The 12,302-nt window shown below is 63.8% G+C and carries 10 protein-coding genes; 3 read left to right on the top strand and 7 right to left on the bottom strand.

The window, feature by feature from the left end; genetic code table 11:
• Nucleotides 1-9: 9 nt before the first annotated feature.
• Both GRI32_RS06435 and GRI32_RS06430 read right to left on the bottom strand, forming a co-directional pair.
• Nucleotides 10-387, bottom strand: coding sequence for a VOC family protein (locus GRI32_RS06435; protein ID WP_160590587.1), 378 nt, complete (start codon nt 385-387; stop codon nt 10-12).
• 24 nt (nt 388-411) lie between these two features.
• Nucleotides 412-2,217: an aminopeptidase P family protein gene (locus GRI32_RS06430; protein WP_160590586.1), complete on the bottom strand. Its 1,806-nt coding sequence runs from the start codon at nt 2,215-2,217 to the stop codon at nt 412-414.
• Between the two features lie 207 nt (nt 2,218-2,424).
• Between GRI32_RS06430 and GRI32_RS06425 the strand changes: the two genes are divergently transcribed.
• Together GRI32_RS06425 and GRI32_RS06420 are read left to right on the top strand one after the other, a co-directional pair.
• On the top strand, nt 2,425-4,521 hold the full coding sequence (locus GRI32_RS06425) for a S9 family peptidase (protein ID WP_337190172.1): 2,097 nt from the start codon (nt 2,425-2,427) through the stop codon (nt 4,519-4,521).
• Nucleotides 4,522-4,529: 8 nt separating this feature from the next.
• Nucleotides 4,530-4,943: an acyl-CoA thioesterase gene (locus GRI32_RS06420; RefSeq protein WP_160590584.1), complete on the top strand. Its 414-nt coding sequence runs from the start codon at nt 4,530-4,532 to the stop codon at nt 4,941-4,943.
• A 3-nt stretch (nt 4,944-4,946) separates the two neighbouring features.
• On the opposite strand, the gene GRI32_RS06415 is transcribed toward GRI32_RS06420, so the two are convergent.
• Together GRI32_RS06415 and ald are read right to left on the bottom strand one after the other, a co-directional pair.
• Nucleotides 4,947-6,692 (bottom strand): sensor domain-containing diguanylate cyclase, encoded by a 1,746-nt coding sequence (locus GRI32_RS06415; protein WP_160590583.1) that lies wholly within the window; start codon nt 6,690-6,692, stop codon nt 4,947-4,949.
• A 55-nt stretch (nt 6,693-6,747) separates the two neighbouring features.
• Nucleotides 6,748-7,863, bottom strand: a complete 1,116-nt coding sequence (gene ald, locus GRI32_RS06410) for an alanine dehydrogenase (protein WP_160590582.1) — start codon at nt 7,861-7,863, stop codon at nt 6,748-6,750.
• Between the two features lie 101 nt (nt 7,864-7,964).
• Between ald and GRI32_RS06405 the strand changes: the two genes are divergently transcribed.
• The gene (locus GRI32_RS06405; protein WP_160590581.1) at nt 7,965-8,606 is read left to right on the top strand and encodes a flavin reductase family protein; all 642 of its coding nucleotides are present in this window, start codon (nt 7,965-7,967) and stop codon (nt 8,604-8,606) included.
• A gap of 14 nt (nt 8,607-8,620) precedes the next feature.
• Here the strand turns inward: GRI32_RS06405 and GRI32_RS06400 are convergent, their stop codons facing one another.
• From GRI32_RS06400 to GRI32_RS06390, 3 genes are all read right to left on the bottom strand, one after another.
• Nucleotides 8,621-10,153, bottom strand: coding sequence for a helicase HerA domain-containing protein (locus GRI32_RS06400; protein ID WP_160590580.1), 1,533 nt, complete (start codon nt 10,151-10,153; stop codon nt 8,621-8,623).
• A 68-nt stretch (nt 10,154-10,221) separates the two neighbouring features.
• The gene (locus GRI32_RS06395; RefSeq protein WP_160590579.1) at nt 10,222-11,475 is read right to left on the bottom strand and encodes an SGNH/GDSL hydrolase family protein; all 1,254 of its coding nucleotides are present in this window, start codon (nt 11,473-11,475) and stop codon (nt 10,222-10,224) included.
• A gap of 134 nt (nt 11,476-11,609) precedes the next feature.
• Nucleotides 11,610-12,224 carry a hypothetical protein gene (locus GRI32_RS06390; protein WP_160590578.1) on the bottom strand — a complete coding sequence of 205 codons (615 nt, stop codon included), beginning with the start codon at nt 12,222-12,224 and terminating at the stop codon, nt 11,610-11,612.
• Between the last annotated feature and the right edge of the window lie 78 nt (nt 12,225-12,302).

The following is a 12,302-nucleotide window of genomic DNA, read 5'->3' as shown; positions in this document are numbered from 1 at the left end:
ACCGCCGCCTCAGGGGGCCTTGGGCGGGACATAGGCGACCAGCTTGTTGCCATCAGGATCGCGGAAATAGGCGGCATAGAATGCCTCTCCGCGCGGACCGGGAGGGCCTTCATCGCTGCCGCCATTGGCCAGCGCATGGGCATGGATTTGCTGGACCTGCTCCTCGCTCTCGACAGGCAGGCCAAACATCGTGCCATTGCCACCGGTTGCGGGCTGCTCGTCATGTGGCTTGATCACACCGATCATGGCGCCCTTTTCAGGCGTGCCCCAGGTTACCACGCGATCGGTTTCAAACACGCGGCCTGCGCCGGTGATGGCGGCGATCGCATCATAGAATTTGGCAGACCTGGCAAGGTCATTGGTGCCCATCGTGGCATAGCCAAGCATAATGTTCTCCTCTTCGGGACAGGTCTATATTGGCCTGCAGGCAGCGTCCAGCCACGCCAGTGCCTCACCTGTCAGCTGCGGCGCCACCACTTCGTGAACGCGCGCGTGATAGGCGTTCCACCAGGCGATTTCGGCCTCGCTCAGCAGCGCCCTGTCCACCAGAGTGGCATCGATGGGGGCCAGCGTCAGCGTTTCAAAGCCCAGCCAGTCCCCCTCCGCGCCATCGATCCGGCGTTCTTCCACCAGCACCAGATTCTCGATCCTGATGCCGTATGCGCCGGTCTTGTAATATCCCGGTTCGTTGGAGAGAAACATTCCGGGCAGCAATTCCTGTTCACCGCCAGCCTGTCCGCCGCGCGGCTTGGCAATGCGCTGCGGGCCTTCGTGCACCGCCAGAAAGCTGCCCACGCCGTGGCCGGTGCCGTGGGCATAGTCGATGCCCGCCTCCCACAGATATTGCCGCGCCAGTGTATCCAGCTGCGAGCCGAGCGTGCCCTTGGGGAAGGTCTGCATCGCCAGGCAGATATGGCCCTTTAGCACGCGCGTATAGCGGTCCTTCACCTGCGCGGGCGGGGCATCGGGGCCGATCCACACAGTGCGGGTGATATCGGTGGTGCCGTCAGGATACTGGCCGCCGCTGTCCACCAGATAGACGCTGTTCGGCTCCAGTGTGCAGTTGGTCTCCTCGCTCACGCGGTAGTGCACGATGGCGCCATTGGGGCCTGCGCCCGATATCGTATCGAAGGAGAGATCGCGCAGGTCGCCGCAAGCCTCGCGGCAGGCCTGCAATCTTGCCGCTGCAGACAGCTCGTCCACCGTGCCGCGCGGGCCTTCCACGCTCAGCCAGTGGAGGAAATTGGAAACCGCTGCCCCGTCGCGCCGCTGCGCCGCACGGTGGCCATCCTGCTCCGCCTTGGTCTTCACCGCCTTGGGCAGGACGGCAGGGTCGGTATGGGTGACGACCTTTGCCCCGCCCGCCTCCAGCGCATCGAAAATGGCGGCGACGGAGCGGGCCGGATCGCTGGAAACGGTCTTGCCGGAAAATTCGCCCAGCGATGCTTCAAACTGCGCGCGGTCGCGGATGCGCACGGCATTGCCCAGCGCGGCGGCCACGTCTGCGGGGACCTTGCCGGGCGCGATGAACCAGTCCGCCGTGCCGTCTGCATGGATGGTGAGGTAAGACAGCGCCACCGGCGTGCGTTCCACATCGCTGCCACGGATATTGAGCACCCAGGCGACCGAATCGAGCGCGGAAATGACCACCCCATCAACCGATTCGGCCTTCAGCCATTCGGCAATTGCGCCGCGCTTGTCTGCGCTGGACCGGCCCGCCAGTGCCTCATCCTGCAGGAAGGCGGGCGCGGCTGATGGTTCGGGCTGGTCCTGCCACACCGCATCGATGGGATTGGCAGCGACCGCGACCAGCTGCGCCCCGGCCTTTTCCAGCTTCTCACGCGCATCCTTGGCCCAGCTGCGCGTGTGCAGCCACGGATCAAAGCCGATCCGCGCGCCCTTGGGGGCATTTTGCGCCAGCCAGTCGGCCATCGAATCCTCGGGCACGGATTTGTATTCGTACAGCTTGCCGTCCACCTGATCGCGCACTTGCAGCGTGTAGCGGCCATCGACGAAGATCGCCGCCTTGTCCTTTAGCACCGCCACGCTGCCGGCCGATCCGCCAAAACCCGTCAGCCACGCGAGGCGCTGGGCATAGGCGCCGACATATTCGGACAGATGCTCATCGCTGAGCGGGACGACGAATCCTGCCAGGTCGCGGCGGGAAAGCTCCTCACGCAGGGCCGAAAGTCGGGCTTCATGGGTCTGCATCAACATGGCATTTGATTCCGATAACAACTGTAACTAGGTATGGTAGCATACCCTCTCTGCAAACATAGGCCCTGTGTTGCAGGCTTTCCAGCCGCGCCCGGTCCTGCCAAGGAACGCCCTCTAGTGACGAACAAGCTTTTCAGTATTGCCGCTGCCGCCCTGCTTTGTGCGGGCGCCATCCCTGCAACGGCGCAATCAGGTGAGTCTAACAGCGTGAGCCATTCCATTCCCAACGGTCCTCCGGTCGCGGAGCAGCGCCCCTATGAATACAGCTATCACGGGATCACCATTTCCGATCCCTATCACTGGCTGAAGGACGCATCATACCCGGTCATCGATGATGAGGACGTGCTGGCCTATGTGCGCGCCGAGAACGCCTGGTACGAAGCGCAGATGGGGCCGCACCAGCCGCTGGTGGACAATCTGCTGGCCGAGATGCGCGGGCGGATCAAGGAAGCCGATTCCTCCGTGCCGCAGAAGGATGGCGACTATCTGTACTGGTCCGAGTTCGAGGAAGGCGCGGAATATCGCAAATATTATCGCCGCCCGGTGGCTGGCGGCGAGGCGCAGCTCTACCTTGACGTGACCGAGCTGGCCAAGGGCCATGACTATCTGAGCCTGGAGGATATCTCGGTCAGCAAGAATGGCCGCTATGTCGCCTATTCCACCGATACCACCGGGGCCGAACGTTTCACCGTGCGGATCAAGGACCTGGAGACGGGCGAACTGCTGCCAGACGTGATCGAGGGCACCAACACCGACCTGATCTGGGCCGCCAATGACACCATGCTGGTGTATGGCGTGGCCAATGACAACTGGCGTGTCGACAATGTCCGCGTGCACCGCATCGGCAGCGATGCGGCCGAGGATGTGGAGATCTATCACGAAGGCGATATCGGCTTCACCGTATCGGCTGGCCTATCCGCCAATGAGCAATGGCTGATCATGGCGGTGGGCGACAATGAAACGTCCGAGGTCTATCTGATCCCGGCTTCCGATCCGATGGCAACGCCCGTGCTGGTGCGCGCGCGCCAGACCGGCGTGGAATACGGCGTCGATGTGCGCGAAGACACGTTGTACATCTGGACCAATGACACGCATGTGAACTTCCGCCTGGCCACCGCGCCGCTGGCAGACCCCGCCAACTGGACGACGCTGATCGAAGGATCGGACGACTTCTACCTCACCGGGTTCACGCTGTTTCGTGATTTCTACGTCACCGAAGGGCGGCTGGCCGGGCTCGACCAGATCCAGATCCGCTATTACGACAATCCCGCCGCGATGGAGACCATCACCTTTCCCGAACCGGCCTATGCGGCGGGGCTGGGCGATAATCCCGAATGGGCGATGGACACGATCCGCATCGGCTATGAATCGCCGATCACGCCGGACACCGTCTATGACTACCATGTCGCCACCGGCACGCTGGAAACGCTCAAGGTGCTGGAGATCCCCTCGGGCTTCGATCCTTCGCTCTACACGGTCGAGCGGCTGAGCATTCCCGCGCGCGACGGGGCCATGATCCCGGTCTCCATCGTCTATCGCAAGGACCGCCCGATGGCGCAGGACGGCGCAGACGGGCAGAGCGTCCGGGGCGGGCCGCTGCACCTGTATGCCTATGGCGCCTATGGCTATGCCGTGGACCCGGGCTTTTCGACCACGCGCTTCACCTATGTCGATCGCGGCATGGCCTATGCCATCGCCCATATTCGCGGCGGCGATGATCTGGGGCGCAACTGGTATCTGCAAGGCAAGACCGAACAGCGCACCAACACCTTCAACGATTTCGTCGATGTGGCGCGCGGGCTGATCGCGCGGGGCTATACCAGCGAAGGCCAGATCAGCGCGGCGGGCCGTTCGGCTGGCGGCGAGCTGATGGGCGCGGTGGTCAACCAGGCGCCCGAACTGTTCGGCGCGGTGGTGGCGGGCGTGCCGTTCGTGGACGTGCTTTCCACCATGCTGGATGACAGCCTGCCGCTGACGCCGGGCGAATGGCCGGAATGGGGCAACCCGATCACCAGCAAGGCGGCCTTCACCCACATCCTCAGCTATTCGCCCTATGATCAGGTGGTGGCGCATGACTATCCGCCAATGCTGGTGACCGCCGGTCTCAACGATCCGCGCGTCACCTATTGGGAGCCGGCCAAGTGGGTGGCCAAGCTGCGTGAGCTGAAGACCGATGACAACATCCTGCTGCTCAAGACCAATATGGGCGCTGGCCATGCGGGCAAATCGGGCCGCTTCGAAGGCCTGCGCGAAGATGCCGAGGAGGCTGCATTCATCCTGTGGCAACTGGGCATCGAGGAATAGGCGCCGCCATGAGCAACAGTTTCACGATGAAGTTCATCGCCACGGCGGAAGACATTGATGCCAACGGCCACGTCAACAACACCGTGTGGGTGAAGTGGATGGAAGAAGTCGCCACCGCCCACTGGACACGTGATGGCGATCCCGAGCATGTCGCCGCCTATGCCTGGGTGGTGACCCGGCACGAGATCGATTACCGCGGCAACATCCGCGAGGGCGACAAGGTGACCGCGCTGACCGAAATCCGCGAAGGCCCATCGGGCGCGCGCTTTGACCGGCACATGACCTTCACCAATGCGGCGGGCAAGGTGATCGTGCGGGCCAAGACCACATGGGCGATGGTGGAGCGTGAGACGGGCCGCCTGATGCGCGTGCCGCGCGAAGTGGCGGCACCTTTCATGACCTCCGAGGACGAGGGCGCGTAACGCCTAGGCTGCGCGGCGACCGGGTTGCGGCGGGTGGCCATGTTTGAAGGCCTGAATGCGTTCCATCAGCATCTTGTTGCGGCCCGCTGCCTTGGCTTCATAAAGCAAGACATCGGCGCGCCGGTACAGCGTATCGAATTTGGCATCGGGCATGGCATCGATGGGCACTTCGATAACCCCCATGCTGGCGGTCACGGGCCGATCGACGGCCACGTCTCTGGCCACGATTCTGGTCAGGGCGGTACGGCGCAGCTCGGCACGGGCGTGAGCATTGCGGCCGCGCAGCAGCAGGGCGAATTCCTCGCCGCCCATCCTGACCACAATCGTATCGGCATCGGGCTCCATCGCCTTGGCCACCGTGCGCAGCACATCGTCGCCCACCCCGTGGCCGAAGGTGTCGTTGATGGACTTGAAATCATCGAGGTCGAGCAGAGCCAGCGTGGTAAAGCCCTCTGCCCGCAGCGCGGCAAAACGCTCCTCCAGCACGCGGCGGTTATACAGGCCGGTCAGCGTATCGCGTTCGGACAATCGCTCCAGCATCTGCGCTTCGGTGCGGGCGCGGTCGCGCTGGTCCTTCAGCGCCATGAAGCGGTCGGTCACACCCAGCGTGGTGGCCAGAACCTCGAACACGCAGCCCACATAGAACAGCGTCATCGCATCGGTCGGTTCCAGTCCGGGTGCGAACTGGCTGACAATCCGGATGATCCCGACCCCCAGAAGCGGCAGCCAGCCCACCAGCTGAAAGCGCGCGGCGCGGCTTCCCCGGCGCAGCGCATCCACCAGCACGCTGATATACAGGATCAGGATCGGCAGATAGCACAGGTAATAGATCCCCGATTGCCACGGGCGCAGCACAAACGGGAAATTGGCATGGGCAAAGCTGATCAGCAATGATGCCAGCGCCGCCCAGGGTAGCGCCTTGCGAATGACCGGATTGAGCCTGTCCGCCTCGATAAAACTATGCGCGAACATGCCGCCGGCGGCCACCGACAGGCCAAATACAATCGTCGTCATCCGGCTCAGATCGGACAGGGACAGGGCAACCATATGCATCGACAGGCCCGAATTGACGATGATCGTCAGCATCAGCGAAATGGTCAGCGCGGTGTGCCACAACACAAACGGTTCGCGCAGCACGCGGTAGAACGCGGCGTTGAACAGCAGCGGCATCAGCAGCATGCCGCACAGCGCGGCCAGAAGCAGCAGCAAATCGTGCCCGGCCTCGTTGTCGCCCGGATCCCCGGGCGCAAGATAGGCCTGTTGCAGCGTCATCAGGCTGGTCACCTCGTCCATCCCGACGATCACCTGGCGGGATGAATCGGTAAGGGCAGGCAGGCGGGCCTTGATGAATCCGCCGGCCATGGCGGGCTGCATCTCGTCATAGCGATAGCTGACATCGCGGCGCGATCCGTCGCTGTCGATCACCTGGATCTGCAGCCGGGATAGCTGGGTCCGGCGGGTGATCAGGAAGCGCGGCTGTTCGGCCTGCGGGTCGAGATCGAATTTCAGCAGTGTGCGACCGGGGACCAGCGAATAGGACTTGTCCTCGCATTCCCACCGGGCCGTGCGCACCGCATCCTGAAAGCTGGCCTGCGACGATCCGCTGGCCACGCAATGATCGTGCCGGGCATCATGTTGGGCGGGCGATCCCGGTGCAGGAGACGCGGCGAGAAGTTGCGCTGGCAGGAAAATTGCCAACACCAAAATGGCCACGTGCAGGAACAGGCCCCATGATCTCCCGCCAAACATTACCCGCACCCTAGTGAAGGGTGCTTAGGGGGTCGTTAACCCGGGCAACAAAAAGTCAGGCGAGCACCTCGGCCAGTTCGAGCAGGTCATGACCCAGTTCGCGGGCGACGGCACCATAGGTCACGCGGCCGGCATGGATGTTGAGGCCCTGCGCCAGATGCGGATCGGCGCGCATCGCCTCACGCCAGCCCAGATCGGCAATCCGCAAGGCATGGGGCAGGGTGACATTGTTGAGCGCATAGGTGCTGGTGCGCGCGACTGCTCCGGGCATGTTGGCCACGCAGTAATGGACGATGTCATCAACGATATAGGTCGGATCGTCATGCGTGGTGGCATGGCTGGTTTCAAAGCAGCCGCCCTGATCGATCGCCACATCCACCAGCACTGCACCGGGCCGCATTTCCCCCAGCATGGCTCGCGTCACCAGCTTGGGGGCTGCGGCACCGGGGATCAGCACTGCGCCAATCACCAGATCGGCATTGCGCACCGCATCCAGCAGGTTCGCCTCATTGGAGAAGCGGGTGCAGGCGCGCGATTCGAAATGGGTGCCCACGCGCTCCAGCACTTCGGGATCGCGGTCCAGAATGGTGGTGAGGCCGCCCATTCCGGCAGACATCTGCGCGGCGTTGAAGCCCACCACACCGCCGCCGATGATCACCACATTGGCAGGCATCACGCCCGGAACGCCGCCGATCAGTACGCCGCGACCGCCGTGGATTTTCTCCAGCGCATTGGCACCTGCATGAATGCTCATGCGTCCGGCCACCTGGCTCATCGGCTTGAGCAGCGGCAGGCCGCCTTCCTTGCTCGTCACCGTTTCATAGGCGATGGCGATCACGCCTGATTTTATCAGATCCGCAGTCTGGTCGGGATCGGGCGCGAGGTGGAGATAGGTGTAGAGGATCTGCCCTTCGCGCAGCTGCGCGCGTTCTTCGGCCTGCGGTTCCTTGACCTTCACCACCATGTCGCATTCGGCAAAGATCGGACCGGGGCCATCAACAATGGTCGCCCCGGCGGCGCGGTATTCGGCATCGGTCGCGCCAATGCCCATTCCGGCGTGGCTTTCGATCCACACCTGATGGCCGTGAGCCACCAGTTCCTTGGCGCTTTCTGGCGTCAGGCCAACGCGGTATTCACGGTTCTTGATCTCGCGCGGGCATCCGATACGCATGGGGGATTCTCCTTTGGCGGCAGTCGTTACAAATGATACGGAGCTGCGGCAATGGCATTGCACCATTGCACCGCGCGCATGGTGGCCCCAAGTAGGGTGCCATGCAATTCACTATGGACGATCTTGGCCCGGCCGAGCGGTACAAGCTGCTGGTCAACACCATTACCCCGCGCCCCATAGCATGGGTGCTGACGCGCGATGGCCAGGGGCGCTGCAATGCCGCGCCCTACAGCTTCTTCAACGCCATGGGCGGAACGCCGCCGCTGCTGGCCATCGGCATGGCGCCCGATTCCCAGCGCCCGGGCGTGAGCGAGAAGGACAGCCTGCGCGCCATTCGCGAGACGGGTGAATTCGCCGTGGCGCTGGTGGACGAGGCGCATGCGCAGGCGATGAATGTCACCGCCATCAATGCTCCGCCGGGAGAGGATGAGCTGGCGCTGGCAAAGCTGCCGACGATGCCCGCCACCTGCATTTCCGCCCCGCTGATCGCCGATGCACCCGCGCAGTTCGAATGCCGCCTGTGGAAGCTGGTCGAAACCGGCCCCGGCGCTGCCATCGTGATCGGGGAAGTGCTGGTGACCCATATCGCCGATCGCTTTCTTGGCGATGAGGACGGACGGCTGCGGATCGATAATCCGGCGATGAAGCTGATCGGCCGCACCTATGCCGCGGGCGAATATGTGAGGAATTCCGATCCGCTGCACATGGACCGCAAGGTCTGGCCGCTGGAACCTGAAAGCTAGGCTTCAGACCGCTCTCAGCGCACGTCGGCGAATTGCTCCAGCCCCGGCACGGTGATTGTCCGGTCGCCGCCAAAATCCTCGCGCACCACGATCAGGCCGGTGCGTTCCAGATGGTCGAGCAGGCGGCGGATGCGCCCCGGCGATGTGCTGCCATAGACGCGCGCCAGCTCGCCTTCGTCGGGCGCGGAAAGCCCCTGCGCGGCGGCCACGGCGATGGCCAGATAAGGTGCTAGCACATCATCCTCCACGCCCTGCGCCAGTCGCTCCACCGCTTCACGCTGGCTGTCATCCAGCCGCTCCAGACCGGCGCAGGCAATGGCGAACAGACGGCGGAAAATGACCATGTCGACATGCGATGATGCAACGCCGCGCTGGCGGCAGCGGATGGCGAAGGTGCGAAACAGGCTGGCGGCAGGCTGGAATGTCGCGCCATCCTCTGCCGCCATCTCCCGCAGGATGCTGTCCAGATCGTGATTCGCACCGGCCGCGGGCGAGCTGTCGTGCTGGTCGTCCAGCGGGATGGCGGGCGTCTCGCTGGCCGGTTTTTCCACAACTTTGGCCCGCTCTTCAGCGCTGGTTTCAGGCACGGTCACAGGTGCGGTAAAGCTGGATATCGCCTGTTCCAGATCGGCTGCGGGCCTGGGCGGCGGCGGTGACACCTGCCGCGCGGGAACCGGTTCTGCCGCCTGCTGCGCCAGTTCGGCGTGGAGCAGGGCTTCCATCCCTTCGCTTGGCGCATCGGGCAGTGGCATCAGGCCGGTGGTATCGCTCTTCCCGCCCGACTGGACCGAACCGATTCTGACCGCTACCGGACGGCGGCTGATCGCCGGACCAAGGCCAAGGAAATGCCCGCGTTCCAGATCGCGGATACGCTCCGCCTGCCGCCGGTCCATGCCCAGCAGGTCCGCCGCGCGCTGCATGTCGATATCCAGGAAGGTGCGCCCCATCAGGAAGTTGGACGCCTCTGCCGCCACGTTCTTGGCCAGCTTGGCCAGCCGCTGGGTGGCGACAATTCCGGCCAGCCCGCGCTTGCGCCCGCGGCACATCAGGTTGGTCATGGCGGACAGCGTCATGCGCCGTGTGTCCTCGGCAATCTCGCCCGCCACCGAAGGGGCGAACATCTGCGCCTCGTCCACCACCACCAGCGCGGGGAACCAGTGCTCCCGCGGGGCATCGAACAGGGCGGTCAGGAACTGCGCGGCGCAGCGGATCTGCTGTTCCACCTCAAGATCGTCGAGCGAGAGCACGACAGAGGCGCGGTGCTGGCGAATGCGGCCGGCCAGTGCCTCTATCTCCCGCGGGGAATAGCTGCCGCCTTCGATCACGATATGGCCGAAATGATCGGCCAGGCTGACGAAATCGCCTTCCGGATCGATCACCACCTGCTGCACCATCCCGGCGCATTGTTCCAGCAGGCGGCGCAGCAGATGCGATTTGCCCGACCCGCTGTTGCCCTGCACCAGCAGGCGCGTGGCGAGCAGCTCCTCTATGTCGATCGGAACCGCCTGCCCCGCCGAATCCCTGCCTATTTCAATCTGGGTGTGCACGGCGGGCAGCCTAGAGTGGCCCGCCGTGCGCGAGAACCCGCCCGCCCGAATTATCCAGCGCTAAAAGCCTATTCGGCGGCGAACAGCGACAGGTCGATGCTTTCACCCACGGCCTGCAATCCGGCGTCGGAGCCGTGCAGGAAATCGCCCATGTGATAGCCATCGCGCATGGCGGCAGGATCAGCCGGATCGGCAAAGGCGGTATCGATCCGCACGGTGGCGTCGAATTCACCGGAATTGAGGATCCAGCTGTTGATCGCCTGGCGCGCGGCCTCTCCCTCTTCGGTCCAGTAGCTGGCGCCCTTGTACGGGCCGATCGGCGAGCCGATGACCTTGATGCCCTTTTCATGCGCGCGGGCGATCAGCTGGCGGAAACCGGCAATCATCTGCGGCACGTCGATCTGCGGCTGGTCTATGGTCAGTCCGCCCACGCCGCCGCGCTGCGGTCCATAGCGGTTGCCGATGTCGTTCACGCCTTCGAAGATGATCAGATATTCGACATTGGGCAGGCTCAGCACGTCCTCGTCAAAGCGGGCCAGCGCGCTTTCGCCCATGCCGGGACTGAGCACGCGGTTGCCACTGATCGCGGCATTGGCAACGGCATATTCCAGCCCCGCGTCCTGCAGGCGATTGGCGAGGATGTCCGGCCAGCGGCGATTGGCGCCCGGGGTCGATCCCACGCCATCGGTAATCGAATCGCCAAAGGCCACGATCGTACCCAGCGCATCGGCCGATTCCAGCTCCACCACGGACAGGAAGGCGCGGTGGTTGGCGGTGGAAACCGGCTCCCAGCTCTGCCCCACATGGTTGCCCGTAGGAGAGACCGCCAGCGTATCCGTGCCGGTCAGGTGGCAGGTGCACGGTCCGGTATCGTCGGGCAGGTAGAACTCCACCTTCATCCGCGCCAGATCGGGCACGTTGAGCGCCACCGCATCGGTGGCGAAGGGTGCGCCGCGCGGAATTACGGCGGAGGCTTCCCCGCCAAAGGTCAGCGCGCGGCTGGTGCCTGCAATCTCGTTATTGTCATCATCGATCAGCACCACGCGCGCCTGCCCGATGTGCAGCGGCTGCTGGCCATAGCGGTTGGAGAAGCGCACGCGGATATTCTCTCCGCCTTCGGACACGCGCAGGATCTGGCTGATCGTGACGTCATCATAGGATGCGGCGGCAAACGGGCCTTCCCCTCCCAGCGGCGCATGCGGGGAAGCGGTCCAGCTGGCCACCCACATGCCGCCCTCATGGTGGTTTGCATGGGCAGCGGTCGCCATCGATCCCGCCATCAGCGATCCGGCCAGTGCCAGCGCGGCAAATTTCAAACGCATCCTTGTTTCTCCCTTGGCGGGCAATCTAACCGGCCATGACGCTAAAGCAATTGTCTTGCGGATGGGCGGTCCGTTCGTTCCGCCAACCCGCAAAGCCAGCCTCCGAAGTCTGCCTCCGAAGTTCGCCCCCTAGGTCAGGCCTTCCAGACCCAGTATTTCGCGCCCCAGCGCTCTTCCAGATCGGCGAGGCATTCCTTGTGGATCTCGCGCACGCGCTCGGGCGTCATGTAATCGGCGGGATCGATCTCGCGGATGGTGAGGGTGGATTTGTCCTCATACAGATGCTCGCCCTTCAGCAGCGCGTTCTCGTCATAGGGCCAGATGAAGGCCTGCAGCGAATCGACCAGGTACAGGCCGTCATCCTTGTCCACCTTGTGGCCCAGCTTCTTCAGTTCGGCCCCGGTGGACATCTGGTGGAACCACATCTCGTCGGCAATGCCCCAGTCGGCCACGGCCACCAGATCGCCCGAATTCCACAGCACGATATCGCCGATGCTGGAGTAGAAATCGAACACGCCCTTGCGGCCCTTGACCTGAAACGGGCTGTCGCCCCAGGTGATGTGATAGACCGGATCGTCGGCCATCATGTCGGGCGCGGTGATCTCCTCGAACATGGCCGCGCCTTCCAGATGCACGTGGCGGCAATAGTTCTTCAGGATCGCGCGGTGATGCGGGTTGGTGGTCTTCTCGAGCAGGTCGAGCGTGGGGTTCATGCAGTTATAGACTTCGGTCTCGTACTTGCTGGCCATGTGGTTCTCTCTCCCAATTTTCCGCTGAGATGCCACGACAAGGCGGCAAGGGCCAGAGGGGACGCAATAGGGGACGCA

This window comes from Alteraurantiacibacter aestuarii (assembly GCF_009827405.1).
GTDB lineage: Bacteria > Pseudomonadota > Alphaproteobacteria > Sphingomonadales > Sphingomonadaceae > Alteraurantiacibacter > Alteraurantiacibacter aestuarii.
The sequence above is the reverse complement of the archived record's forward strand: the minus strand, read 5'-3'. Positions and strand labels throughout refer to the sequence as shown.